At 63.1% G+C, this 24,417-nt stretch carries 22 protein-coding genes; 8 read left to right on the top strand and 14 right to left on the bottom strand.

Going from position 1 to position 24,417, the window contains the following annotated elements; genetic code table 11:
- Positions 1 to 180: hypothetical protein (locus tag AC5ZGW_RS25685; protein ID WP_496113979.1), on the top strand; the 180-nt coding region annotated here is incomplete at its 5' end.
- Positions 181 to 506: 326 nt separating this feature from the next.
- On the opposite strand, the gene AC5ZGW_RS25690 is transcribed toward AC5ZGW_RS25685, so the two are convergent.
- On the bottom strand, positions 507 to 1,241 hold the full coding sequence (locus AC5ZGW_RS25690) for a hypothetical protein (protein WP_349645145.1): 735 nt from the start codon (positions 1,239 to 1,241) through the stop codon (positions 507 to 509).
- 430 nt (positions 1,242 to 1,671) lie between these two features.
- Here AC5ZGW_RS25690 and AC5ZGW_RS25695 point away from each other — a divergent pair, with 430 nt between their 5' ends.
- The 3 genes from AC5ZGW_RS25695 to AC5ZGW_RS25705 all read left to right on the top strand — a co-directional run bounded on the left by AC5ZGW_RS25695 (position 1,672) and on the right by AC5ZGW_RS25705 (position 4,879).
- A complete protein-coding gene (locus tag AC5ZGW_RS25695) occupies positions 1,672 to 2,493 on the top strand; it encodes a CHAD domain-containing protein (protein WP_130231628.1) in 822 nt (273 codons plus the stop codon).
- A gap of 122 nt (positions 2,494 to 2,615) precedes the next feature.
- Positions 2,616 to 3,896, top strand: a complete 1,281-nt coding sequence (locus AC5ZGW_RS25700) for a SulP family inorganic anion transporter (protein ID WP_130231626.1) — start codon at positions 2,616 to 2,618, stop codon at positions 3,894 to 3,896.
- Positions 3,897 to 4,120: 224 nt separating this feature from the next.
- A complete protein-coding gene (locus tag AC5ZGW_RS25705; protein ID WP_496113980.1) occupies positions 4,121 to 4,879 on the top strand; it encodes an SDR family NAD(P)-dependent oxidoreductase in 759 nt (252 codons plus the stop codon).
- Positions 4,880 to 4,957: 78 nt separating this feature from the next.
- On the opposite strand, the gene AC5ZGW_RS25710 is transcribed toward AC5ZGW_RS25705, so the two are convergent.
- Together AC5ZGW_RS25710 and AC5ZGW_RS25715 are read right to left on the bottom strand one after the other, a co-directional pair.
- Positions 4,958 to 5,317, bottom strand: a complete 360-nt coding sequence (locus AC5ZGW_RS25710) for a hypothetical protein (protein ID WP_028165689.1) — start codon at positions 5,315 to 5,317, stop codon at positions 4,958 to 4,960.
- A 107-nt stretch (positions 5,318 to 5,424) separates the two neighbouring features.
- The gene (locus AC5ZGW_RS25715) at positions 5,425 to 6,012 is read right to left on the bottom strand and encodes a TetR/AcrR family transcriptional regulator (protein WP_245474629.1); all 588 of its coding nucleotides are present in this window, start codon (positions 6,010 to 6,012) and stop codon (positions 5,425 to 5,427) included.
- Between the two features lie 257 nt (positions 6,013 to 6,269).
- Between AC5ZGW_RS25715 and AC5ZGW_RS25720 the strand changes: the two genes are divergently transcribed.
- Both AC5ZGW_RS25720 and AC5ZGW_RS25725 read left to right on the top strand, forming a co-directional pair.
- Positions 6,270 to 7,472, top strand: coding sequence for an HlyD family secretion protein (locus AC5ZGW_RS25720; protein ID WP_130225047.1), 1,203 nt, complete (start codon positions 6,270 to 6,272; stop codon positions 7,470 to 7,472).
- A 4-nt stretch (positions 7,473 to 7,476) separates the two neighbouring features.
- On the top strand, positions 7,477 to 9,081 hold the full coding sequence (locus AC5ZGW_RS25725) for a DHA2 family efflux MFS transporter permease subunit (protein ID WP_165435127.1): 1,605 nt from the start codon (positions 7,477 to 7,479) through the stop codon (positions 9,079 to 9,081).
- Between the two features lie 48 nt (positions 9,082 to 9,129).
- Here AC5ZGW_RS25725 and AC5ZGW_RS25730 read toward each other — a convergent pair whose 3' ends face one another.
- The 4 genes from AC5ZGW_RS25730 to AC5ZGW_RS25745 form a co-directional block, all read right to left on the bottom strand.
- On the bottom strand, positions 9,130 to 9,282 hold the full coding sequence (locus AC5ZGW_RS25730) for a hypothetical protein (protein ID WP_165435126.1): 153 nt from the start codon (positions 9,280 to 9,282) through the stop codon (positions 9,130 to 9,132).
- Positions 9,283 to 9,303: 21 nt separating this feature from the next.
- Entirely contained in the window at positions 9,304 to 9,507 is a 204-nt protein-coding gene (locus AC5ZGW_RS25735) for a hypothetical protein (protein WP_130225046.1), read from the bottom strand.
- Positions 9,508 to 9,824: 317 nt separating this feature from the next.
- Positions 9,825 to 10,508: an endonuclease/exonuclease/phosphatase family protein gene (locus AC5ZGW_RS25740; RefSeq protein ID WP_028165693.1), complete on the bottom strand. Its 684-nt coding sequence runs from the start codon at positions 10,506 to 10,508 to the stop codon at positions 9,825 to 9,827.
- Complete coding sequence (locus tag AC5ZGW_RS25745) at positions 10,505 to 12,652, bottom strand: VTT domain-containing protein (RefSeq protein ID WP_130225045.1); 2,148 nt, start codon at positions 12,650 to 12,652, stop codon at positions 10,505 to 10,507. The genes AC5ZGW_RS25740 and AC5ZGW_RS25745 overlap by 4 nt, the downstream gene beginning before the upstream one ends.
- Before the next feature lie 261 nt (positions 12,653 to 12,913).
- Here AC5ZGW_RS25745 and AC5ZGW_RS25750 point away from each other — a divergent pair, with 261 nt between their 5' ends.
- Positions 12,914 to 13,945: an LLM class flavin-dependent oxidoreductase gene (locus tag AC5ZGW_RS25750; protein WP_130225044.1), complete on the top strand. Its 1,032-nt coding sequence runs from the start codon at positions 12,914 to 12,916 to the stop codon at positions 13,943 to 13,945.
- Positions 13,946 to 14,047: 102 nt separating this feature from the next.
- Here AC5ZGW_RS25750 and AC5ZGW_RS25755 read toward each other — a convergent pair whose 3' ends face one another.
- From AC5ZGW_RS25755 to AC5ZGW_RS25770, 4 genes are all read right to left on the bottom strand, one after another.
- Positions 14,048 to 16,633 carry a two-component system VirA-like sensor kinase gene (locus AC5ZGW_RS25755; RefSeq protein ID WP_130225043.1) on the bottom strand — a complete coding sequence of 862 codons (2,586 nt, stop codon included), beginning with the start codon at positions 16,631 to 16,633 and terminating at the stop codon, positions 14,048 to 14,050.
- A complete protein-coding gene (locus AC5ZGW_RS25760; RefSeq protein WP_245474628.1) occupies positions 16,630 to 17,673 on the bottom strand; it encodes a cytochrome-c peroxidase in 1,044 nt (347 codons plus the stop codon). Before AC5ZGW_RS25760 ends, AC5ZGW_RS25755 begins: the two co-directional genes overlap by 4 nt.
- Positions 17,670 to 18,095: a hypothetical protein gene (locus AC5ZGW_RS25765; protein ID WP_496113981.1), complete on the bottom strand. Its 426-nt coding sequence runs from the start codon at positions 18,093 to 18,095 to the stop codon at positions 17,670 to 17,672. The genes AC5ZGW_RS25760 and AC5ZGW_RS25765 overlap by 4 nt, the downstream gene beginning before the upstream one ends.
- A 179-nt stretch (positions 18,096 to 18,274) precedes the next feature.
- On the bottom strand, positions 18,275 to 19,021 hold the full coding sequence (locus tag AC5ZGW_RS25770) for a response regulator (protein ID WP_282531312.1): 747 nt from the start codon (positions 19,019 to 19,021) through the stop codon (positions 18,275 to 18,277).
- Between the two features lie 706 nt (positions 19,022 to 19,727).
- On the opposite strand from AC5ZGW_RS25770, the gene AC5ZGW_RS25775 reads away from it, so the two are divergent.
- Positions 19,728 to 20,594 carry a helix-turn-helix domain-containing protein gene (locus AC5ZGW_RS25775; RefSeq protein ID WP_130225041.1) on the top strand — a complete coding sequence of 289 codons (867 nt, stop codon included), beginning with the start codon at positions 19,728 to 19,730 and terminating at the stop codon, positions 20,592 to 20,594.
- A gap of 464 nt (positions 20,595 to 21,058) precedes the next feature.
- On the opposite strand, the gene AC5ZGW_RS25780 is transcribed toward AC5ZGW_RS25775, so the two are convergent.
- The 3 genes from AC5ZGW_RS25780 to AC5ZGW_RS25790 all read right to left on the bottom strand — a co-directional run bounded on the left by AC5ZGW_RS25780 (position 21,059) and on the right by AC5ZGW_RS25790 (position 24,158).
- Positions 21,059 to 21,724 carry a response regulator transcription factor gene (locus AC5ZGW_RS25780; RefSeq protein ID WP_130225055.1) on the bottom strand — a complete coding sequence of 222 codons (666 nt, stop codon included), beginning with the start codon at positions 21,722 to 21,724 and terminating at the stop codon, positions 21,059 to 21,061.
- Between the two features lie 16 nt (positions 21,725 to 21,740).
- Complete coding sequence (locus AC5ZGW_RS25785) at positions 21,741 to 22,139, bottom strand: response regulator transcription factor (protein ID WP_207230988.1); 399 nt, start codon at positions 22,137 to 22,139, stop codon at positions 21,741 to 21,743.
- 69 nt (positions 22,140 to 22,208) lie between these two features.
- The gene (locus AC5ZGW_RS25790; protein ID WP_130225039.1) at positions 22,209 to 24,158 is read right to left on the bottom strand and encodes a PAS domain-containing sensor histidine kinase; all 1,950 of its coding nucleotides are present in this window, start codon (positions 24,156 to 24,158) and stop codon (positions 22,209 to 22,211) included.
- Positions 24,159 to 24,417 lie beyond the last annotated feature (259 nt).

A 24,417-nucleotide genomic window follows, 5' to 3' on the forward strand; every position in this document is an offset into this window, starting at 1 on the left:
GTGATCTTCGCAATCACCGGACTTACCATGACCGCTCCAGCCTCTCAGCCTTTTGCAGAACCTTCCGCACACTACCTTTCCGCTGTTCAGCCCCATCGCGGTCGGCGACGCCATATTCCAATGGTGAGTTGGCAGCCTTCGAGAATCATAACCGACATGAGCAAACGCGGCGATGACTAAACACCACCCTGCCATCGCACACACCTGCGAACCGCGTCCTTGCCACGCATACGCCGTTGACTCAGGTCCTGCCCGGTAGGTGTGAAAGAGCTGTTCGAGTGTTGTCTCAGCTTCGGGAGCGCTGGTCGATTCTCGGATGAAAGATCAATGGCGGTTGGTCCGTAGAGAGGCGGCTCCAAATAACCGCCTCTCTCGCTGCGTCTATAAACAGCGCTCAACGCGCACAGCGGCCGCCACACCCTCAACCACCCTTGCCTCACCCCAAGGGACTGTCATCCCAGCCTGAGGTGAAGGCAAGACGAAGATGGACGACGAGAGACCAGATGCTATTGATTCACGATGTTACCGGTCGCGTTGAAGTCCTTCTTCTTATCATATCCGGAGTCGCGTAGATTTCGGAAATACAGGTCGCGGTCTTGGCTGCTCATGCCGCCCTGCCAGCCGACCGGATACGGACCCGCAAATGCGTTCCGGTACATCGGACGCGCAGAGTACGGGGCACCGTAAGCGCCTGAATAGTAGGGGCCACCTCCATAGTAGCCTGCCCCTGTGTAGTAAGGGCCGCCTCCCCATCCCCAGGAGGGTGAGGTGGCACCGACCGCCGCAGCCGTTCCGACTGCCGCAGCCGTTCCGACCGCCGCGGCGCCTGCCATACCAGCACCGTATGCGGCCCGGCGCGTTTGCCGACGCGCAACACCCGCAGCGCTCACGGGCGTCAACGGGCGGCCGACCCGTGCCTGGGCGCTCTCAACCGACAGCGTCACGCCGCGCTGTTCAGACCAGTTGAATGAAAGCAGCGCCGCACAGGCGAAGGCCGGGATCGCAATGGCAACTTTTGTCACAGTGGTCTGCGTCATATTGCTTCCTCCATTTTTTCTGCCCCATTTTTTCGACGTCTTGTGGTTGGCACGCATTGGGCGGGTCAGAGAGATTGCCCGCACAGAGTTGAAGCAATGAAAGTTCAACTGGAAAAGGTTGTACTCGACGGGATGAGCCGGCATCGGCGTAAATCTCTGCATGTTGGTACGGCAACAGCAGACTACTTGCAAAACCGCCATCATATGCTTCTGCGCTTCAGAAATCCGGCGAAAAAACTGACAGTGAGACTGTCATACTTCGAGCCTTGTTGAAGTTTCGAGGTACTTCTTCGGCGTGAGCCATCTCAGAACTTTGCCGAAAGACATCCTGAAGTTTGAAGATACCCAAAGACACGTCGTCGTTCCGGATGTTTGTGTCGTCTCGCGCCAATGTGATGCAGGCGGCTAACGCACCGCGCGACACTGTTCGCGGGTGCGACGCATTGCTGCTTGATCTGGCGCAATGTCTATTTGACAGCCTGCCGTCAAAAACCATTTGATCGAGGCAGGAACCGCCGGACGAGGATTCGCGGGTCCTCATCCGGGACGTGAGCCACTTATGAAGCGATCGAAAAGGTCCGCGAAGGAGCGCATTTTCCGCCCCAAGAGGACCCGTGCACGGCTGAGCGGAGAGATGCCCTGCGCGACCGTGTTTCGTCTCGTGGGCTCCGCCTGCCTCGAAGACGTCAAGGCTCATCATCGCGGCGCCCGTAACGGCGATACCGTCGCCGTGCATCAGACGCGTGTGGCGCTGACCCGTTTTCGCGCGGCGATCGCTTTCTTTGAGCCCATGGTGCAGGATTCCGAATGGCCGCGCCTGAAGTCCGAATTGAAATGGCTTAACGGATATCTTGGCGCCACGCGCGACCTTGATGTCGCGATCGGGAACGCTCCCCGCGAACGGCTGTTCAGGACAGCCCGGGCCGAGAGCCAGCGCCAGTTGAGACGGGCGCTGACATCAGATCGCTATCGCCGCTGGTTCAAGGATATGGTCGATTGGGTCAACCATGGCCCATGGTCTCATATGAGCGAGCACCGCCTGGTGCGGCTCCGCGCATCGCCAGCTTCCGAGTACCACGCGCGCCGGCTCGCCGGCTGGCATGAAAAGCTCGTCAAAAAGAGCCGCGGCCTGCAGGAAATGGGCGGGCGCAAGCAGCACCGCGTTCGCCTGGCCAGCAAACGGCTGCGCTATGCGATCGAGTTCTCCGAAGACGTGCTGGCAAAGAAGGACTTCGCCCCATGGCGCGCGATCGTGAAGCAGCTACGCAAGGCGCAGCAGATTCTCGGCGAACTGCACGACGCCGAGGCTGCGCGGGCGCTCGTGGCAGGCCTGCAACAGCGCGTCGGGACCCGCCCTGCGGGCCACCAGCGGAAACCGCTCGAGCTGCTGGACAAGAAGGAAAAACAGCGGCTGCTGCGGCGCGCTGCGGTCGCATATCGGAGGATTGCAGCCTAGGCGGGAAATTGCGGTCAACCCCGTATTTGTCCGGGCAGGATTGTTGATCGAGCGCATTTTCTTGCCCTGCTCGATTCGGCTAGTTTGCATTCAAGAAACTCGCATTTCTCCTGGTTGACACCATGCCCGACGGTTCTTCGACGGCCCATCTCTATCGCCCCAAGCTCATGACCGCCCTGGGCGAGGGCTACAGCCTCGACAAACTCCGCCAGGATGCCGTTGCGGGCCTCACCGTGGCCGTAGTCGCGCTGCCGCTCTCGATGGCGATCGCGGTGGCCTCCGGCGTGACCCCAGAACGGGGGCTTTTCACCGCCATCGTCGGCGGTTTTCTGGTCTCGGCGCTCGGCGGAAGCCGATTTCAGATCGGCGGACCGGCAGGCGCCTTCATCGTGCTGGTGGCGGCGACCGTCGCCCAGCTGGGCGTCAACGGCCTGTTGCTTACCGTGCTGGTGTCCGGCGTGATGCTGACCCTGGTCGGCGCGACCGGTCTCGGCTCGCTGATCCGTTACATGCCGCATCCCGTGACCGTCGGCTTCACCTGCGGAATCGCGGTGACCATTTTTGCGAGCCAGATCACGGACCTGTTCGGACTGACGCTCGCCGGTCCCGAGCCGGGGCCCCTGCTCGCAAAGCTGATTGTGCTTGGCCGTGCGCTTCCGACCCTGAATTGGGCCGCACTCGGCGTTGGTGCCGGGACGGCGGCGATCATCTTCGCGGTGCGGCAGTGGCGGCCGACCTGGCCGGGAATGCTGATCGCCATTGCGATCGCCTCGGTCGTGGCGCTGGTGCTGCAACTGCCGGTCGAGACCATCGGCACCCGTTTCGGTGAAATCCCCCACAGCCTGCCGGCGCCGCAGGTGCCTGATATCTCCTACGACCTTCTGCTGAAGGTCTTGCCGGCGGCGTTCTCGTTCACGTTGCTCGGCGGCGTCGAGAGCCTGCTGTCGGCAAAAGTCGCCGACAGCATGACCGGTCGCAGGCACCGTTCCAACATGGAGTTGGTCGCACAAGGCATTGCCAACATCGCCTCCGCCTTGTTCGGCGGCATCAGCGTCACCGGCACCATCGCGCGCACGGCAACCAATATCCGCGCCGGCGGCCGCAGCCCGCTGTCCGGCATGCTGCATTCCGTCTATCTGCTGCTGTTCATGCTCGTTGCAGCGCCCCTGGCGCGCTACATCCCGCTCGCGGCGCTCTCCGGTGTCCTGGTCGTGGTGTGCTGGTACATGGCGGAGAAGGAGGAGTTCGTCCGCGTGGTGAAGGACTGGCGCAGCGGCGTGGTGCTGGTGCCGACCTTCGCACTGACGATCTTCAAGGATCTCACCTTCGGCATCGTCGCTGGATGCATCCTCGCCGTCGTCTTCGCGCGGCTCGGAAATCCGCAGAAGCCGGAGGACGCGTAGAGCGCGGTTCCGAGCTCCCCGTCATTGCGAGCGAGCGAAGCAATCCACCTCTCCGCTTGTTGCGGCATGGATTGCTTCGTCGCTTCGCTCCTCGCAATGACGGGCAATCAGCCCAAGCGCATGCCAAAAAGATGATCGGCGGTGGGACTTCGCATCGACCGGACGTCCGCCTATATCAGCCCCTCTTGTATTATGCCCGTCATTCAAAGCCAGGGGAACATATCATGGCGAGCCCATCCATTCTCGAACCGACGGCGCCGCAGGGCAGCGTGCTGATCGCGGGCGTCGGCGCGTCCCAGGGGGTGGGCGCGGCGATCGCTCGCCGGTTCGCCGCGGGCGGATACCCGGTCGCAATCGCAGGCCGCAATGCCGAGAAGCTCGCGGCGACCGCGGCGGAGCTTGCGGCCGCCGGCGCCAAGGTTGCCCATGTCGTCGGCGATGTCTCCAAGCCCGGCGATGTCGCCCGCTTCGTGGCAGCGGCGCAACAGCTCGCGCCGCTTGCAATGGCGGTGCACAATGCCGGCTCGAACCGGTGGGCGCCCTTCCTGAAGATAAGCGAAGAGCAGTTCGAGTCACATTGGCGCGAGCATGCGCTCGGCGGCTTTCACCTCGCGCAGGCGGCGATTCCCGCATTGCTGTCGCGCGGCGGCGGCACGCTGGTGTTCACGGGAGCGAGCGGTTCGCTGCGCGGCAAGGCTCATTTCGCGCCCTTTGCCGCCGCCAAGGCGGCGCTGCGCGCGATGGCGCAGAGCATCGCGCGGGAATTCGGACCCCAGGGCATCCATGTCGGCCATGTCGTGATCGACGGCGGCATCGCGGGCGATCGGCTCATGAGCCTGCGGCCGCAATTGAAGGAGGAGCGCGGGCCGGACGGCCTGCTCAACATCGCCGCCATCGCCGACGCCTATTGGGTGCTGCACCATCAGCACCGCAGCGCCTGGACCCTTGAGCTCGACCTCCGCCCCTGGGCGGAGTCGTTTTAGCGGTGTGTAACTCTACGATACCCATGCAGGCGTCCCGGGTTACGCGTTCGCTCCACCCGGGCTACGCGCACAAGACCTCTACGTCATGCTTCCCGGCATGAAGCAGCGGATCGTGATTCCCGTGGTGCCCTTCATCGGCCAGACCATGGTCCGGCCAGCGCGGTTCGGCTCGGTGATCACGGCCTCATCCGGCACCATGATCCATTGTCCCTCCAGACGGACCCGGTAATGCCCATCCTTGGACTCCCAATCCGGATCGGCCACCGCGACGCCGTCGGCGTCCGAGCAGCAAGGGCCGAGTTTGCTCTTCAGACTATCGAACCAGGGTTTGAGTGGCGAGTTGGAATAGCGCCCGTCATCGCGGGCCATCGAGGCTCCCGCTGGAACGACGAGGAGAATTGTCAGGATTGACGTCCGAACCAAATTTTTGCGAGCCATGTCCGTGCCGTGACAAGATGCCCGTCCCCAACTTTGACAAACTGGGAACTCGGCACAAAGTTCCATTTATGGACCCGATTGGGACAGCTCTCCACAGGACAGGCGGGTCAACGCTGGACGGCACAGCCTTCGAGGAACAGAGTCGCGCAGGCCTCAGCGCGGCGCTCGAGTTCGGCACGGTCGGGCGGTGCTTCACGGCCGAACAATACAGCACGCTGCGGCGCGAAGACGACCATGCCAAGCAGCATGCCGGCCGCCGCCTCCGGATCGATCTCCCGAAGCGCGATCAGGCCGCGCTCCTGTTGCGTCCGCAACCAGTTTGCCAGCGTAGTCACCGTTCGCCGCATCGCACTCTTGTAGAAGCTCTCCGCTATATCGGGGAATTTGTCGCTGTCGGCGAGGATCAGGCGCTGCAGCGCGATCACCTCGCCATCCAGGATCAGTTCGGCGCAGGCAAGACAGGCCTCGCGTAACGCACCTTTGATGTTGCTGCCGTCGCAGGCGCGCAGCCGCACGCCCGAAATGAACCGGTCCATCCGGTCCGCGACCATCCCCTCGAACAGGGCCTGCTTGCCGGAAACGAGCCGGTAGAGCGTCTTCGTCGAAACGCCGGCGCGACGCGCCACGTCATCCATGCTGGTCGCCGCGAAGCCGCTGGCGGCGAATTCCCGCCGCGCGGCATCAAAGATCACCATCCGCGTCTCGTCATCGGAACGCAGCGGCGGCCTGCCCCGGCTGCGACGCTCGGGTGCCGCAGCGCCTTTGTCCACTCTGCCCTGTCTTGTCGTGACCGTCATGCCATTGAGCCATGCTTTAAGATGACGCCTGTCATTCCATTGACAGACCCAATATGGCGCCTATTTTGGAAAACATCAAGTTTCCTAATTGTCCCATGCCCGTGACCTGAAATTATCCAGTCCTGGCAAGGGGATAGAAAGTCAGGAGGGCCGTCATGAACCAGCATTCCCCGACGCTAGAGGTCGAACGCCCGCTCTCGGTCGCCGAAGTGCAGCGGCTCGCGCCGACGCCGGAGCCGGTCGTCCCCGCCCCGGTTGCCTCGGCATCGATCAAGGGCAGGCTGCGGCGGATCGCTTTCGCGGGCATCGCCGTCGCCGCGCTGTCGGGCGCCGCCTGGTACGGCTGGGACTACTGGACCATCGGCCGCTTCCTCGTCTCCACCGATGACGCCTATGTCAAAGCCGACAACACCACGATCGCGCCGAAGGTGTCGGGCTATCTCAGCGCGGTGCTGGTCGGCGACAATGAGCGCGTGAAGGCCGGCCAGGTGCTGGCGCGGATCGACGAGCGTGATTTCAAGGTGGCGCTGAACCAGGCCAAAGCCGATGTCGAAGCCGCCCGGGCCGCCGTTGCCAGCAAGCATGCGCAGCTCGACGTCCAGCAGGCGGTGATCGAGGCCGCGAAGGCGACGCTCGACGTCGACACCGCGACGCAGACCTTCGCCGCGCAGGAGAACAAGCGCTACACCGACCTCGCCACCACCGGCTATGGCAGCGTGCAGAACGCGCAACAGGCGCAATCGCGCCACGCCAGCGCGCAAGCCGCCGTCCAGCGCGACATCGCCAACCTCGCTTCGGCGCGAAAGCAGGTCGAACTGCTGAAGGCGGAGATCACGCAGGCGGTGGCGGCGACCGCGCGCGCCGAGGCCATCGAACAACAGGCCGAGCTGAACCTCGGCTACACCACGATCACAGCGCCGATCGACGGCGTGGTCGGCAACCGCACGCTGCGCGTCGGTCAGTTCGTGCAGGCCGGCACGCAACTGATGTCGCTGGTGCCGGCGACCGGCGCCTATGTGGTGGCGAACTTCAAGGAGACCCAGCTCACCGACGTCCGCAAGGGACAGAAGGCGGACATTTCCGTCGACATGTTCCCGGGCCAGGTCGTGCACGGCCACGTCGATTCACTCGCGCCGGCCAGCGGCCAGGAGTTCGCATTACTGCCGCCGGACAACGCCACCGGCAATTTCACCAAGGTGGTGCAGCGCATCCCCGTGAAAATCCTGCTCGACTCCACGCCGGTCGAATTGCGCCCCGGCATGTCGGTGATCCCGACGATCGATACACAGTCGCACAGCGACGCCCTGCAGCAGCCGGTCGCAACGCCGAAGCCAACGACTTCGATTGCCCAGAGGTGACGTCATGTCGGACCTCACATTATCGGCCACAGCCCCCCTGCCGCGTGCGGCTGTCGACCCGAACCGGGCCAGCGCCACGGTGTGGATCTCCATACTCGCGGCGATGATCGGCGCCTTCATGGCGATCCTCAACATCCAGATCACCAACGCCTCGCTCCTCAACATCGAGGGCGGCATCGGCACCGGCGTCGACAACGGTTCCTGGATCTCGACGTCATACCTGATCGGCGAGATCGTGGTGATCCCGCTCACCGACTATCTCAGCCGCGTGTTCTCGTTCCGCAACATCATGATCGGCCACGCCACGCTGTTTGCCATCTTCTCCGTCGCCTGCGCCTTCACCCATGACCTGCCATCGATGATCGCGATGCGCGCGCTGCAAGGCTTTTTCGGCGGCGTCCTGATCCCGATGGCGTTCACGCTGGTGTTCACCAAGCTGCCCAAGGCGCAGCAGCCGATCGGCCTTGCGATGTTCTCGATCGCCGTGACCTTTGCGCCGGCAATCGGCCCGACCATCGGCGGCTATCTCACCGAGAACTACGGCTGGCAGACCATCTTCTTCGTCAACGTGGTGCCGACCGCGGTCATGGTGACCATGCTCTATTTGACGCTGGAGCGGCAGCCGATGCAGCTCGGCCTGTTGCGCGAGGGCGACTGGCTCGGGATCGCGACCATGGCGATCGGCCTCTCGGCGCTGCAGACCGTGCTGGAGGAAGGCAACAAGGACGATTGGTTCGGCTCGCCCTTCATCGTGAAGCTTGCGATTGTCGCCGCGGTCAGCCTGTCGCTGTTCGTGATCATCGAACTCGTCGTGGAGAAGCCGCTGATCCGGCTGCGGCTGCTCGCCCAGCGCAGTTTCGGCTTCGGCACGATTTCGGCCGTGTTCGTCGGCTTTGCGCTGTTCGGCTCGGTCTATCTCTTGCCGGCCTATCTCGGCCAGGTGCAACTCTACAACGCCGAGCAGATCGGCCAGGTGCTGGCGTGGACCGGCCTGCCGCAGCTCATCCTGATCCCGCTGGTGCCGAAACTGATGCAGCGCTTCGATGCCCGCTATATCGCGGCCGTAGGGATGGCGCTGTTCGCGGCAAGCTGCTTTATGAACACGCAGATGTCGCTCAACTATGCCGGCGACCAGCTCTTCGTCCCCAACATCATCCGCGCCATCGGCCAGGCCTTGATGCTGGCCCCGCTCAGCGCCGTGAGCCTCGGCAGCGTCGCGCCGCAGGATGCAGCGGCCGCTTCCGGCATCTCCAACATGATGCGCAACCTCGGCGGCGCGATCGGCACCGCACTGCTTGCGACCATCGCCACCAAGCGCGAGCAGTTCCATTCCAACATCATCGGTCAGTCGGTTGACCTCGCGCGCGAGGAGGTGCGTCAGCGCCTCGCCGAGATGACGAACTACTTCATGGCCCATGGCATGGCCGATCCGGCAGCCGCAAGGCACCAGGCGATCATCGCGCTCGGCAACGCCGTGAAACGCCAGGCGCTGGTGATGGGATACAGCGATACATTCGCCGTGCTGGGCTTCGTGCTCGTGCTCGCCGGCATCGCGATTCTCTTGACCGGCAAGCCGAAGGGCGGCGGCGCCGCCGGCGGCGCGCATTGAAGATTGCCGTACTCCCTCTCCCGCGAGCGGGAGAGATGACCTCGCGGCCTACACCGCGATCGGCACGAAGTGATTGATCGCGACCAGGATCATCAGCGCCACCACGCCGATGCAAAGGCTCCAGCCGATCAGTTGGTTCTCGACCGTCAGCAGTGGCTCGCCACACATGCTACGAACCCGGCGGCCTTGTCTTGCGGTCATGATCCGTCCTCTCATGTGCGGTCAGAATGCCGTTCGATTGTCGGGGCGTCGCCGCCGCTCGATCAGCGCCCGTGCTGCGCGTTCCGCGGCGCGGGCCGAGCCGAAATGGCCGCCCTCGAGACTGTCGAACGCGCGTTCGGAAGAAAAGAAGCGGAAGCCGCGCTCGTCACCCACGACGATGCCGGCGGTCTGGTTGGAAACTTCGATGACATAGGCTTTGGACATGTGTGCTCGTTCGCCGCTGCTGCGGCGCTCCCGTCTGATTCATGGTTGAGGTCGGTAACTAGGCGGGAATCAGCAACAGGCTCCGGTCGCCGCCGAGACACAGCGACGGGTCATGCGCTTGCGCATATCGCCCACCACTTTCCGGTCTCTTGCTCTCATGCGGTAACCCCGAAGCAGCACAATCTGCTGCATCGAATATCCCGGGAAAGCCCGTTTTGGTCAATGAAATGGCTATCCAAATTTTTGAAGCACGGCGCGAGGCGCCTTCTACGCCGATCATCAAAAATGGACGGAATGATCCCGCGCCGCTCGCGCGCCTATCCAGCGAACACGATATCCGCCACAACGGGGAGATGGTCCGAGTAGCGCCTCGCTTCGCGATCGGTCCAGGCTTTGAGGATGTCGCCGTCACGATCGACATAGATGCGGTCGAGACGAAGAAGCGGCAAGCGGGAGGGAAAGGTCCGCAGCCGTGTCCGCACCGGACAAGATCGGACCAGCACGCGCCGCACCGATTTCACCCAGAACCAATCGTTGAAATCGCCGAGCACGATGGTCCGCGGCGCCTTGGCGAGATCAGCCAGCGCCAGCGCCTGGGCGTGCCTTTCATGGATGCTCAATCCAAGATGCGTCGCAACGACCGACACGTGACCGAGGGGTGTATCGACCGTTGCGGAGATCGCGCGGCGCGGCTCGCGTTCCTGATAGGATACGTCGGTGATGATGGGAGAGCCAATGAAAGGATAGCGGCTCAGGAGGACCTGACCATAATCGCCATCCTCGGTGACGATCGAGCGCGCTTCCACGCGATGCACGCCGATGACGCCGACGAGCCGCAGGAACGGATCCTCCGTCGCACCACGCGAATCGATCTCCTGCAGCGCCACGATATCGGGCGACCATTTTCGTAAGATAGAACAGACGCCATCGAGGTCGAACCTGCTGTTCAGGTTGAACGTGCCGTGCACGTTCCACGTCATCACCCGGATCACGTCGGTCATCTGCGCCGCCCGGCAAACCATGTCACGACGAATTGCGCTGCCAGGCAGAGCGGCAGCCAGATCGCGATGATCAATCCAAGCTGCAGCGCGCCCCACCAGGAGGCGTGCCTCGCAAAGTCCGCAATCTGCGCACCAAGCGCGGCCATCGCGATGATCCCGGGCGCCATGCCGAACGCGGTACCGATCAGGAAATCGGTCAGCCTGAGACGGCTGGCGCCGGCCAGCACATTGACCACGGAGAATGGCGCCACCGGCACCATGCGAATCATCGCGATCGCGAGCACGCCTTTGCCGATGATGCGTTCCTGGACCCGCAGGGCGCGACGTCCGAGCATCGATTGCAGGCGCTCCTGGCCAAGAACGCGCCCGATGAAGAACAGCAATGTGGCGCTCGACAGCACGCCGACGGCAGCCGCGACAAACCCCTTGACGGGCCCAAGCGCGGCGGCGGTCGCGGCGATCAGGACGACGACAGGGAAGATCACGAGGCCGCCGACGAGGAACGCAAGAACGGCAGCCGGCGGACCTAGCCGTGATTGCGCATATTTTCCGATCAAGCCCGCCACGTAACCGACATCCGTATAGCTGCTCAGGAACGAGTAACGCCAGGCCAGCGTCAGCAGCACGAGCGACGCGATGATTCCCAGGACGACCGCCATCGTCCTTGCCGTCCACGTCCGATCCGCCGCGCGCTGCAGATCGAGCGGCTCCTTCGGATCGGCGATCGGCTGCAGGATCTCGGTGAACGGACCAAACCGGGCATCCTCCAGATCCACGGGAAGCAGCACCTTCTCGGCGCGCGATGCGACATGCGCGTCAAGGAATTCAAGCAGACATTCCTCATTGGCCGCGATCGCGCTTTCGCTTAACCCGCAGTGATGCGCGAGCAGCCGATGGCGGACATTGCGGATGAACCGGCGATGTCCGTCATCGGTGGCCTCGAAGCACAGATCGCATTCGGTATCAGCCCCCATCGAGCGGTTGTTGATATTGGACGAGCCGATCCGCAGGAATTCATCGTCGATCGTCATGAGCTTGCTGTGGACCATGACGGGAACAGCATCGTCGCCGTCTCTTGTCAGCGGATAGAGCATGCGAATGCGCGAGGCGACCTCGGCGCGATGGAACGGACCGACAAAGTCGCCGCGACCGCTTTGCATGGTCCGCGACTCCAGCCATGATGCGTGCCGCTTCGGGGTGACGATCAGGACGCGCAGCTCCGGTACCTCGCGCATCCGCCTTGCGAGCGCCTCGGCGATCTCGGCTGAGCTGGTGAACTGGTTCTCGATGTAGATCAGCTTTTTTGCCGTGGCGATCGACGCGTAAAACAGCCGCTCGACCTCGTGCACCGGGGGCCCAAAGCGCGTTCCGAGTTCCGTTCGCGCGATGCCGAGCGGAATGTTTTCGGCTTGCGAAGCGACCGAGTCTGGCCATCGCTCTGCATGGTAGATCGCGATCGGCATCGTGCCGCAGCCCGCCGCGTTCCAGCGCCGGATCGCGAGTTCGCCAAGCGCTCTCGCCGCGGCGCCATCCACCATGCACTGCACGTCGTGGAACGGCGGATAGGCAACACCGGCCGGATCCTTGCGGAAAGAATGATGTAGCGCATGTTCGGATGTGTCCCAGCGCCGGATCGTGAGGTCGAGCCCGCCGACGAAGGCGAGCGAATTGTCGATCACGACGAATTTCTGGTGCTGCGCCGAGCCGAGCGGCAGGCTGGAATCCAGGCAGATGTGGACGCGGTTGGTGGGGCTGGCCAATTTCCTGGCCGAATGGCGCTCCCGCTCCCGCGCATAGAGTGCCGCGAAATCCCAGACCAGGATGTTGATGTCGAGATTGTCCTTCTGCTCGACCAGGGCCTTGAGGAACGGACCAAGCGTATCTGGCAAGCCGTCGTCGGCCACGCCGGATGGCCCGACAAGCGGAGTCTCGGAGTGGATGTCCCACCCGATGATGAAGACCTGCCTCTCGGCGAGCAGCAGCGCCTCCCGCAAGACACCAAAATATTCCGCGGCGTCGTTCAGGACGGCGACGCGACCGGCGTCGCATTTTCTCCAGATGGTGGCGCCCGGAACGAGCACGGATGAGCTGCGGGGCAGCAATATTGTCTCGGCCGATTGCACCTTCTCTATCCGAACGTTCATCTGCTCCCACCGCTCGGTTGAAACGCCCCAGCGGAAGTCAGGTTCCTGCTCCAGGTGATGGCTGATCGGGAGCGCAAGCGCCGATTGTTGGGCAAAAGGCCGGAAACCGAGCGTTTCACGGCCTGGGCTTGCCAGTCACCGGCCAGTCATTATGTCGCGGTGAAGTCAACCGACGCCTGCCCGTCCGGGCCGGCCCTCCCCTTTTTGCAGATTGGAAGCTCGCGGCGCGCCGCACCAGCCGTGCCAAACCGGAATATGACAATGACCACATCGCTGGAATTTGGGCTCGATACTTTTGGCGACGTCACCCGTGATGCCGCCGGCGCACCGCTGCCGCATGCGCAGGTGATCCGCAATGTTATTGACGAAGCTGTTCTTGCCGACGAGATCGGGATCGATTTCATCGGCCTTGGCGAGCACCATCGCGCTGATTTCGCGATCTCCGCGCCCGAAGTGGTGCTGGCGGCGATCGCAGCACGCACCAGGCGAATCCGGCTCGGCTCCGCCGTGACGGTGCTGAGCTCGGATGATCCGATCCGCGCGTTCCAGCGCTTTTCGACCGTCGATGCGGCCTCGAACGGCCGCGCCGAGGTGATCCTCGGCCGCGGCTCGTTCACCGAATCCTTTCCCCTGTTCGGCTTCGACCTCAACCAGTACGAGGCGCTGTTCGAGGAGAAGCTCGACCTGTTCGTCGAATTGTTGAAGCAGGAGCCGGTGACCTGGCAGGGCAAGCTGCGCGCCCCGCTGAACAACCAGCTCGTGTTTCCACAGGTCGAGCACGGCCGGCTGAAAACCTGGATCGGCGTCGGCGGCAGCCCGGAGTCGGTGGTGCGCGCCGCACGCTATGACTTGCCGCTGATGCTCGCGATCATCGGCGGCGACCCCAAGCGTTTCGCGCCCTATGTCGAACTCTACCACCGCGCGTTCAAGCAACTCGGCCGCCCGGTCAAGCCGATCGGGGTGCATTCGCCGGGGTATGTGGCCGACAGCGATGAGCAAGCGCGCGAAGAGCTGTTCGCCGACTACAAGGCCATGCGCGACCGTATCGGCAGGGAGCGCGGCTGGCCGCCAATGGGCCGCGACGAGTTCGTGCGCGAGGCCGACCACGGATCGCTCTATGTCGGCTCGCCCGAGACGGTCGCACGAAAGATTGCCGCCACCGTCAAGGCGCTCGGCATCGCGCGCTTCCAGCTCAAATACTCGGCCGGCCCGTTGCCGCACGAAAAGCTGATGCGCAGCATCGAGCTCTACGGTCGCAAGGTCGTGCCCCTGGTCCGCGATATGGTGGCGTAGGGGCCAGAGCGTTTTCGAGCGAAGTGGACACCGGTTCGCGTGAAGAAAACGCGTCAAACAAGAATCTACCGCTTCGGTTCTGATTCCGTCAGAACCGAAGCGCTAAGACTTGGCATAAGGCTGCCGCCGCGGGCCGATCGGACGCCGTAGCCGCGACGACAGCGATGGCGAGCCCGCGTCCGCGGGTTCGGGACGCGACGCACGCAATGAGCGGACTTGCGGTTTTGCTTCCGGCTCCCTGCGTGCTGCGCAATTGCTGAGCGCAGCCGCGACTTCCGACGTGACAAGCGGCCAATGCACGACGTCGCTGATGCCGGCGGCCACCAAAGTGTCGGCGCCGATCTCCTCGGTCGATCTCGCCGCTAACACGATCGCAAGCTGTGGCGCCGCTGCATGCAGCGCCGCCGCCGCTTCCAGCGACGCCGCCGTCGATCCGAAATAGCCGACGATCGCCGCATCGAACCGGTCGGGCTTGGCGCTGCATGCGGCGCACGCCGCCGCAGCGGTGCCGAATCCAACCGGCTCGTAGCCGATCGCCGCCAGCGTTTCCTCGTCCCGCAGCAATCGCGCCTGATCGCTGGTGACCATCATCACGGTCTCGCCTTTTCCCACCGGCAGCATCGCCGGCTTGATGTCCGAGATCGGCGCGGCCATCGCCACGCAAGGCAGCCAAACCTCGAAGCGGCTGCCCTTGCCGGGAACGCTCTGCACGTTCATCGCCCCGCCATGCTCATGTACGATCTCGCGCACCGTCGCCAGTCCCAATCCGTTTCCGGAAGAACGGGTGGTGAAGAACGGCTCGAAGATCCGCGCCAGTGTCGCATCGTCCATGCCGCGGCCGGTATCGGTGACCACGATACAGACATAGCGGCCCGGCTGAAGCGTGTCGTGACTGAGCGAACGGATTTCGGTGATTTCGCGGATGTCCATCGCTATTTCGACACGGCCGTGATCGCCGATCGCCTGCGCGGCATTGTTGCAGAGGTTGAGGATCACCTGCTGCAACTGCGCAGGCTCGCCCGACACGATAGCGGTCGCCAGCGGCTCGCGGATCGCGAGATCGACGTTGCCGGGCAGCGAAACGTTCAGCAGCGAAACCGCTTCCGTCACGAGGCTATGCGCACTGAGCGGCCTGCGCCGCGCGTCGCGGTGCCGTCCGAACAGGAGTATCTGCTCGACCAGGTCGCGCGCCCGCTCTGCCCCGCGGCGGATCGCACGGAGATTCTGCGCGAAGCGGTTGTTCTGGCCGAGCTGTTCCTCGATCACTTCGGAGTGGCCGAGGATCCCGCCGAGGATATTGTTGAAGTTATGGGCGATGCCGCTTGTGAACGTGCCGATCCGCTCCATGCGGCGCGCCTGCTGCAGGCGCTCCTCGAGGCGCCATCGTTCCCGTTCCATCGCGTGCCGCCCAACGGCGTACATGATGATATCGAGCGCCATGCGCAAAAGACTGAGTTCGACGGTATCCGTCACCCGGCAGGGGCGGCCAATCGTGTCAAAACCCAGCGCAACGCTGGTGCCCTCCTGGTCGACGCCGGTCACGCAGGCCCACGCACCGAGGCCAACATCCATCAACGCCCTTCTGTCTGCGCCGACCGGCAACGAATTGACGTTCGGGACGTGGACCACGCCGTCCACGGTGGGCGCGAATCGAGCCGCAAGTGCCGGCGCGCCTTCCGGCCAGCCGGGAGGAAAGTCCCTGCCCGCCCTCGACCAGCCGTACAGCCGAGGGGTAGTCCCGGACCACACAACATAGGTACGGTCGCAGCCGGTGCACAGCATCAAGTCGGCAAGGGCGCGTTCGATCTCGCCATCCAGGTTCTCGGGCAGCACGTCGATGAAGCGCATCGAAATGCCCGCAATCACATGCTCAAACGTCGCGCGGCGTTCAAGCGCCCTCGCATGCGAACGCACGCGAAGACCGAGGTGCACCAGGAACGCGACAAGGACCAGCGATGTCACGTAGAGCAGCCAACGAAATTCCCGTGCCGTGGCTCTCGACTCGTTTTGCCGCACGAGGAGCAGGCTGCGGAGCTGATCCTGCTCAAGCCTCGGCTGGATCGCCCGCATCTCCTTCAGCACGCCATCGACCGCGGGCAGCAGGCCCTGGAGCAGCCGTCCATGCGCCAGCAACGGTCCGATGACATCGCCATCGAACGGGCGCGCCCGATCGGCGAGGCTGTCCAGTCGATCCTTGACCTCGCGTACCGCGCTGTCCGACGTGTCGAGGGTGAGCTGCAGCATCGCCGCCGCGGCGGCGCTGATCGAAGGCCCGAGATCGCCCGCCGTCGCGTGAAGGCTGAAGCGCTCGAAGAACGTCAGCGAATTGTGCAGGAGTGCATTGTCGCTCTTGAATCGTTCAACGAGCTCCTCCTGTCGCGCAAGCGACGCCTCAAGGCGGCCCACCGCCTCGCTCGTTTCGGCGTCGATGGCCGCCGACTGTCGCAAGCGGTCGAGCGATTTGTGCATCGCATTGATCTCACGAACCAGCGGATCGTAGTTGCGCAGGGTGCCGGCGCGCGCAGTGAAAACGTCGCGATAGAGCGAGCTGTCCAGCATTGCAAAACGCTCAAGTTCGGCGAGCGCGCGATCGAACTGCTCGGCCTCCGGATTGATCGCGCGCAGCGACAGCCAGGTCAGCAGCAGGACGAGCGCGAATACGATCGAGAGGGCGCGAAGCGGCGTCATGGCGGCGATCCCTTGACGGGTATGCCACGGTAGTTTCCTGTCAGCGTCTGCAGGAACGCGACGAGCGCGGTGACCTGGTCATCGGTCAAGGTGCGGTCGAGCTGCGCCGCCGCCATCTTGCGCACCGCCTCCTCGAGCGTGGCCGCACTGCCGTCATGAAAATAGGGCGCCGTCGTCGCCACATTGCGCAGGCTCGGCACGCGGACCACATCAGGCTTCGCGTGGACCAGCGGACGGAATATCCCCTGGCGCTGGAACAGATTGCCGCCGATATTCACTCCCTGGTGGCAGGAGATGCAGCCAAACGACTTGAATATTTCGTAACCGCGAAGCTCCGCGGCTGACAATGCGGACGTATCTCCGGCGAGCCAACGATCAAAGCGGCTTCCCGGCGTAATCAGCGATTTCTCAAAGGTCGCCAATGCGTCGAGGACGCACGCGCGGTCCGGCGCCCGGCCGTAGGCGGCACGAAATTGCCGCACCATTTCGGGATCGGCATTCAGCCTGGCGACGATGTCCTCCATGCTGGTCGCCATATTGGCCGGATTTTCCAGGGACGATTCGGCCTGCGACTCGAGCGTGCGGTAATTGCCTTCCCAGTTCAGGCGGAAGCTGAGCGCCGCGTTGAAGATCGTCAATGTATCAAATGGAGCATCTGAACCGTCATGTCTCACCATCGCGGAATCGCGGCTGGCGCCATTGGTAGTGATGTCATGACAAGAGGAGCACGCCAGCTTCCCATCATTCGACAGGCGGGTGTCCGCAAACAACCGCTCTCCGAGGACAAGCTTGAGCGGATCGGTCGCGGTAGGCTCTGGAATGGGCGTGATCGGCTCCTGATCGGCGATGGGAATTGGGCGCGAAGCGGGAGCGGTCGGGATGGTTTGCGTAGCTGCACCGGTGGCGATCAAGAGGAGCGCTGCGCAAGCCCATGGCGGCCAGCGGCGCGCACGCAGCATTTCCGGCAGAGCGGAGGCCTGCGCAGCCGCAAGATTCGTTCGGCTTCGCCGATATCCGACCAGCGACCATAGCCGCATCATTGCCGACGATTCCCGCGGCTTTCCAGGGATGCGACGTTGCTATTCTCGGCATCGCCGCGGCTTTCGAGGCTTCGCAATTCGATGATAGCAGGCGGATGGTGGCCGCGCAGCTCGTCGGGGTCCAGCGCGTAAGGATACATGCCTTGCGCGTAAGCGGCGCACCCCTCCAACACCTGGGCAACCGTCCAGGACATCAACGAGAGAATGACGCTGTGGAATGCAACGTCGCTGCAGACGGCGAACGTCCCGACCGCTTTCAGCATCAGCCTTGAGGGCCACCACAAGGCACCATTCACGGACGGCCGCTCGCTGGCGGGACTTGCGTGCGTCGTAACCGCGCGCATCGGGTACCGGCGCACGACGCTCGTGCGACGGTCGGTCCGCCATCGGCTGGCGGGCAGTTTCTTCCTGTCCAACTTCATTGACATCTCCCGAGGATTTTTCACCCTCGAGAGATTGCCGTTTGCATGTTGCGACAGCATTCCAGCCCCGGAATTAAGGGCTACCATTGTAATGGAACCCGCTGCGCCCGCGGCCCCGACTGTGAGATGCGTCGAAGCAGAACTTGCGACCATCCGCCGCATGGCGCGATTGGCCATCGTCAGAGCCGCTCGACCGAAAGCGCGAACACATAGCCGACGCCACGTTCGGTCAGGATGACCTTCGGCGTGCTCGGATCGCCTTCCAGCTTTCGGCGCAGACGCAAGACCTGCACGTCGATACTGCGGTCGAAGACATCCTCGTGCACGCGGGTGGCCTGCAAGAGCTGTTCGCGCGAGAGCGGCCGTTGCGGCGCGTCGAGGAAGGCAACCAGCAGCGCGTATTCGCCCTTCGTCAGCGCGACCTGCGTGCCGCTCGGATCGGAAAGACGCCGGCTGCGCCGATCGAGTTGCCAGCCGCCGAATCGATAACGGCCTTTCTCCGGATCGCGCGGCGCGGTCTGTCCGGTCTCGCGCCGGCGCAGCACCGCGCGGATCCGTGCCAGCAGCTCCCTGAGGCCAAATGGCTTCGTGATGTAATCGTCGGCGCCGAGCTCCAGGCCGACGACGCGATCGATCTCGTCGCGGCGATGGCCGGTCGTGATGATCACGGGCACGTCGGAGTGTGAACGGATTTCGCGCAATAGATCGAGACCATCTTCCTGGCCAAGCCGCAGGTCGAGGATGACGAGATTAGGTTCGCGCGTAACCAAGAGACCAGTGACCTCGTCCCGCCCCGACGCGGACAGCGCACGAATGTCGTGCTCCTCGAGATAGTTCATCACGAGGTGCCGCATGGTGCGATCGTCCTCGACCACGAGGCAGGTCGGCTGGCCGCGCTCCGCACTCGGGTTCTGATCGGACCGCACGTTCGGATCGGATCCGTTTCCACCGGCTCCGTTTGCTTCACTACGTTCGGGCCGACCATTACGGTTAGCCGCGGCAATTGCGGCATTCAAATTCATTTGCGTCACTCCCGACGCCCCCTGGCGGCGGGGTATAAAGCACAGTATTGCACGCTACAGCACACATTTCAGCGAGCGCATCCGGCATCAAATATCGTTGAATGCGTCGGTGACGACGCTGTCCTTCACAATGTTGTGGCCGCGCTGAACCATAGCATGATTCGCGCGAGTGAGTGGGCACTCAACGAAACGACGCTCTTCGGCTGTTCTATCTTACATTCTTAGAATCGTTCAAATCAGCCGACCCTTGATTGGGCTTCCCTTCGCTGCCGTTGAGCGAAGCTCTGCTGTTCTGAGGCTTAGCTTTCTGCTCGTCCGATAGCTCGAACGGCGTCCGAGTGGCTGCGGCGTTCGCCAACGTGCGCTTTTGCAAAAATGTCTCTGCACAAAAATCATCGCTCCGATTTTCGAATGACCGTATTGACTGGATTGCCATCGACGGCTGCGGCGCTAGCGTCCGTCAGCTCTTCGTGAAGACCTCGCCGATTGCTTATTCGTTACTTCTCACGGTCCATACCAATGTATGACACCATCGTGAGACAAAGCGGTCCATATTGTTAGCCATCCGATAGTCGACGCCAGTCGAGCTTGAGATTTCAGGAGGCCAGATATGTCGTGCCATCCCGCCCAGCTTCTTAGAGAGCGATCCGTATCGATATCCGCTGCCGAACTTTTGGATAACCGTTCTGCAGTCCAGCAATCGCCGGAGCACGCGGCACGGCCGGATACCCCGGTCATTGGCATCGATCTCAAGCATCTCGGCGTTTCTGTACGCGTCGTGCCGAATGCAGGTGCGCCTGAGACCGAGCGCGCCCTTCAAATCGCAGGCGTGGGAAGGGATGTCGAGGCGTCACTGAGCTTCGATAGTCTCGTGAGCAAGGCAATCCGGGAGATGCCGAAAGCGCGAATGGACCAGGATCCGGTGGTGCGCCGGCTCTCCGAGGCGCTTGCCGCCGCGGAGCGAGATCAGTCGGAGTTCGGCAGGATCTACGCGGACGCGATCAGGCTCGTCACGGTGGCGAGGATGATCAGCGCCGATGCGAAACCGGCCTCCCCTGTGCAGGCCAACCGGGACGACGGACTATCAAAGTGGCGCCTCAAGCGCGTCGTGGAGTACGTGGCCACGCATCTCGATGAGAAAGTGACGTTGGCAGACATGGCCGGAGCAGCCCGGCTGAGCCGGATGCATTTTGCCGCGCTGTTCTTCCGCGCAACCGGATTGACGCCGCATCAATATCTGCTGAAGCAGCGTGTCTCCGCTGCGCAGGACATGCTGCGAACGACCGACAAATCGATCGTCGACATCGCACTGAGTGTCGGGTTCAGCACCCAAGCGCACTTCACCACCGTCTTCAAGCGTATCGTAGGACAAACGCCCTTGAAGTGGAGGGAAGGCAGGCCGACCGAGCCGCCGCAGCCGTCATACAGGCGAATTGGCGCTGACGAGCGAACCGTCGAGGGACCACGGCCGATCTGACGAGCCGGCGCCTCGACATAAACCTTGGTGTTAACCGCGCACGCCGCGAGAACTGCGCGACTTAACCAACCAGTATAATCGACGATATCCCGCACCCTTCGTAAAACACGACATCGAAGCATTGTAGTGACCCGGCGATCGGGATTGTGGAAGCCATGAACCGTCGACTGAAAAATTTCATTCTCAGACGCCTCGCGGTTCTCCTGGTGTCGTGGCTGCCCGCGTCGTCTCATTCGTTTGGAATCGAGAGCAGGGACGTCGCTGCGCTACGCCACGTTCACCAAGCTCGCCTGAATTCGCTGGCAAAACAAAGCATGTTGCTTTCTCTGGATACGAAGTGCTGCTCGAAGGCGGTCTTGCAACGGCAATACGATCGCATCGTAAGACTGGACGCAAATCCGGTCCGCATCACTGTCTAGAGCCGTGAAAGACGGCCCGCGGACCGAAAGCCGCTGACGCTGCCCTCAGTTGTCCCGGGCGGGCTGCTGACTGGCCAACGCCTGCCGAACGCCAAGCAAATCGGCCATGCGCACGAGCTCGGCGAGCGATTTGGCCTGCATCTTGCGCATCATGTTGCCGCGGTGAATCTTCACCGTGATCTCGCTCAGCGACAGGCGCCAGGCGACTTGCTTGTTCATCAGTCCTGCCGTGACAAGGCCCATGACTTCCCGTTCCCGGGGCGTCAGCGAATCGTAGCGCAGGCGGATGTCTTCGTCCCGCCGCGCTTCTGCGCGCCGCCGCTGATCGCGGGAGACGGCCTCTTCGACGGCCGCAAGAAGTGCTTCCTCTTCGAACGGCTTGGGAAGGAAATTGACCGCGCCGGCCTTCATGGCGCGGACGGTCATCGGTATGTCCCCGTAGCCGCTGATCAGGATCACCGGAATCGAGGCGTCGCTCTCAACCAGCTCCTCCTGGAATTCGAGCCCGTCGGCTTCCCCCAACCGGATATCCAGGATCAGGCAGGACGCGGAGTTGATGGCATCGGATGCCAGGAACTCGCCGGGCCCCGCGAACGTCTCGACGGAGTAGCCGACGGCACGCAGCAGGCTGCTGAGCGAATTGCGCACGTCGGTGTCGTCGTCGACGATGCAGATGAGGGCGGTGCTGATCGAGCTCTGTGATGCGCTCATGCTGTCCAGGGCCAAGTCATTGGAATGTCGGGGGAGGTCCCTGGGAAGAGTCGCCCAGGATTGCCTCCACGTCGTGGAGCAGAATCTCGGGATCGACGGGCTTGTCAACAAAAGCCGCGGCTCCAAGACTTTTTGCCTCGGCGCGCGCTTCCGGCGTCGAATAGGCCGTCATGACGATCACGGGGACGCCAACTCCCCGGCGCCGCAGTTCCCGGTGCAGGCCGAGGCCATCCATCCCCGGCATGTGCAAATCCGTGATGACGCAGTCGACATTCGCGACGGAGGACGACGCCAGGAAGTTCTCGGCCGCGCCAAAACTCTCCACGCGCAGGCCTACCGAGCGAAAAAAGCTCGATATGCTTTCCCGCACGTCGTCGTCATCGTCAACGATGCAGATGGTGGATCCTTGTGGCACTAGACAGCTCCTCCCGGGCAATTTGCCCGGTGTTTCCGTCGGTATGGCCGGATTCTGTCCATTTTCCCATCATATCAAGATATTAGGTTTCGACCACCGCGCCTCCGCCGGGATGTTCAATGGCAGCGTGAACCCCACCGTTGCCCCCCATCCGTCATTGTTGGACGCCGAAACGCGGCCTCCCTGCCCTTCGATGATCGTCCTGCAAATCGACAGCCCAAGGCCCATTCCATCGGACTTGGTGGTGAAAAACGGCTCAAAGATACGCTCAGGGTTGCCCTCGATCCCGGTGCCGCTGTCCTCGACAGCCACTTTGATGAAATTCTCGGCGGTGCCGTCGATCCTGACGCGGATCTCGTGCGGGCGGTCGGCGATTCCCCTGGTCGCATGGAGCGCGTTCATCAACAGGTTGACGATCACCTGCTGCACCTGCACCCGGTCACAGATAATCGGGCCTCGGATATTGGCTTCCTCAACCCGGATAGTCGCCGCCGCAGCGCGCGCTTCCCGCGCCAGCAGGGAAACCGCATCCTGCACCAGGGCGCCCATATCGACGGAGCTGACCTGCGGCGCGGTCTTCTTGGCGAGCGCGCGCACCCTTCCGACCACCTCTGCGGCCCGGTTGCCGTTCGAGACGATCTTCTCCAGGCAGTCGGCCACCTCCGTGAGGTCGGGATCTGGCCGGGTAAGCCAACGCTTGCCCGATTTGCCGTAGTTGATGATGGCCGCGAGGGGTTGGTTGACCTCATGCACGATCGAACCCGCAAGCTGGCCCAGCAGAGCCACGCGCCCGGCGTGAGCGAGTTCGACGGAGGTCTGCTCGATCTTCGCCCGCGCCTCGTTTCGCTCGGTGACATCGAAGGCCATGAGCAGCACCCTTGACCAATCCTGTCCGTCCGGAAGGACGGACACCCGCAGCACCGCATCGATGATGCGCCCATGCAAAGTCGCGCACCGCGTCTCGATCTCCGCGAGCGAAGAACCGGCCACTAACGAGGCAAAGATGTGCGCCAGGGCCGGTTCGGAATCCGGCAATTGTCCGAGCAGTGCATTGCCGTCGGTCAGATCGGCGACCGTATCGGCCTCGAACATTGCAAGCGCGGCGCTGTTGGCGTTGTAGATCTCGATCTCGTTGGCGGCCGCGCGCAAGATCTGCGGATTCGACAATAGCCACGCTTCGCAGTCTTGGCTTGGTCCTCTGCTGTCCAGAATCAGCCGCATGGCCTTGCTCAGGTCGCATTCCAGGGCAGCAAACCCCGCCGAGTTGAAGATGGTGCTGTAGCGCTGCTCGGAGCTCCGTCTTTCCGCCAGGGCACGGCGGCTCTCGGTCAGATCGGCACTGGTTTCGATGATGCCGACAGGCCGGCCGTCCGGATCTCGTCGCTCGAGCCAGCGGCTCGCCAGAATGAGCCGCGTGCCATCTCGCCGCGTTCGGATGATTTCGCCCGACCAGGTTCCATTCTGCTCGAGAGAGGCGCTTATTTCCTCTGCCGAAACGATCGACTCGAGCAGGTCGCTGCAACGCCTGCCCAGCGCCTCGCCGCGCGTCCAGCCATAGAGCCTCTCGGCGCCTTCATTCCAGTAGCGGATGATGTCCGATCGGTCGCGGACGACGACGGTGTCGTGCGAGAGTTCGAGGATTCTCGCTTGCTCAGCGAGAGTGGTTCTCGCGGACCTGTCCCTGAGCGACAGCAATACTGTGATCGCGATCGCGACAAGACTTACGATGTAGCGCAGCAGGGCGCCTCCCAGGGGATCGTCCGCGTGCCCGATCAGGAACGCGATCGTCGTGAGCACGGCCGTGATACAGCCGCTGCCGATCACGAACCTGCGGCCGAGCGGCGCCAGCGTCAGCACCACGCCCGTGTACAGGACCGCGACGGCGCCATCGATCGGGCTTAACGCATCCGCCAGGAAAATCAGCGCCGACGCAACGATGGCCGCCGCGAGCGCGAATTGACCTCTCCGGCGGCTGATCGCCTTGAAACTACCCTGCTTTGGACCAGTGTTGGCCGCCATGTCATCCTCATCAAACCCCGTTCCAGGGCCGACTTTTATCGTGTCTGCTCGCAAGAATGATCATACCTAGGTTTGAATTCTCGTTCCGCTGTTTTGTCTGTAGCTGGGAGCTTGAGCCGCATCCGCGGGCACCGTGCGAATTTGAAACGCTTATGCGAACCTCGGAAGACAGGATTTCAATTGGCCGCGCAACCTTCGGTGCACGCTTCGCCCGAAGCCGCACCATGCCGCGAACGAGTTTCTGCCAAAGATCAATCCA

The sequence above is a fragment of the Bradyrhizobium sp. Crot121 genome (genome assembly GCF_059512385.1).

Excerpts from the sequence above, each read along its gene's own strand:
- AC5ZGW_RS25690 (WP_349645145.1), bottom strand. The coding sequence starts at position 1,241 with ATGATGGCGGTTTTGCAAGTAGTCTGCTGTTGCCGTACCAACATGCAG.
- AC5ZGW_RS25745 (WP_130225045.1), bottom strand. The coding sequence starts at position 12,652 with ATGAACGTTCGGATAGAGAAGGTGCAATCGGCCGAGACAATATTGCTG.
- AC5ZGW_RS25700 (WP_130231626.1), top strand. The coding sequence starts at position 2,616 with ATGCCCGACGGTTCTTCGACGGCCCATCTCTATCGCCCCAAGCTCATG.
- AC5ZGW_RS25735 (WP_130225046.1), bottom strand. The coding sequence starts at position 9,507 with ATGTCCAAAGCCTATGTCATCGAAGTTTCCAACCAGACCGCCGGCATC.
- AC5ZGW_RS25695 (WP_130231628.1), top strand. The coding sequence starts at position 1,672 with ATGCCCTGCGCGACCGTGTTTCGTCTCGTGGGCTCCGCCTGCCTCGAA.
- AC5ZGW_RS25755 (WP_130225043.1), bottom strand. The coding sequence starts at position 16,633 with ATGACGCCGCTTCGCGCCCTCTCGATCGTATTCGCGCTCGTCCTGCTG.
- AC5ZGW_RS25715 (WP_245474629.1), bottom strand. The coding sequence starts at position 6,012 with ATGGTGATCTTTGATGCCGCGCGGCGGGAATTCGCCGCCAGCGGCTTC.
- AC5ZGW_RS25730 (WP_165435126.1), bottom strand. The coding sequence starts at position 9,282 with ATGACCGCAAGACAAGGCCGCCGGGTTCGTAGCATGTGTGGCGAGCCA.
- AC5ZGW_RS25720 (WP_130225047.1), top strand. The coding sequence starts at position 6,270 with ATGAACCAGCATTCCCCGACGCTAGAGGTCGAACGCCCGCTCTCGGTC.
- AC5ZGW_RS25790 (WP_130225039.1), bottom strand. The coding sequence starts at position 24,158 with ATGGCGGCCAACACTGGTCCAAAGCAGGGTAGTTTCAAGGCGATCAGC.
- AC5ZGW_RS25780 (WP_130225055.1), bottom strand. The coding sequence starts at position 21,724 with ATGAGCGCATCACAGAGCTCGATCAGCACCGCCCTCATCTGCATCGTC.
- AC5ZGW_RS25765 (WP_496113981.1), bottom strand. The coding sequence starts at position 18,095 with ATGAAGTTGGACAGGAAGAAACTGCCCGCCAGCCGATGGCGGACCGAC.
- AC5ZGW_RS25740 (WP_028165693.1), bottom strand. The coding sequence starts at position 10,508 with ATGACCGACGTGATCCGGGTGATGACGTGGAACGTGCACGGCACGTTC.
- AC5ZGW_RS25750 (WP_130225044.1), top strand. The coding sequence starts at position 12,914 with ATGACCACATCGCTGGAATTTGGGCTCGATACTTTTGGCGACGTCACC.
- AC5ZGW_RS25775 (WP_130225041.1), top strand. The coding sequence starts at position 19,728 with ATGTCGTGCCATCCCGCCCAGCTTCTTAGAGAGCGATCCGTATCGATA.
- AC5ZGW_RS25760 (WP_245474628.1), bottom strand. The coding sequence starts at position 17,673 with ATGATGCGGCTATGGTCGCTGGTCGGATATCGGCGAAGCCGAACGAAT.
- AC5ZGW_RS25705 (WP_496113980.1), top strand. The coding sequence starts at position 4,121 with ATGGCGAGCCCATCCATTCTCGAACCGACGGCGCCGCAGGGCAGCGTG.
- AC5ZGW_RS25710 (WP_028165689.1), bottom strand. The coding sequence starts at position 5,317 with ATGGCTCGCAAAAATTTGGTTCGGACGTCAATCCTGACAATTCTCCTC.
- AC5ZGW_RS25725 (WP_165435127.1), top strand. The coding sequence starts at position 7,477 with ATGTCGGACCTCACATTATCGGCCACAGCCCCCCTGCCGCGTGCGGCT.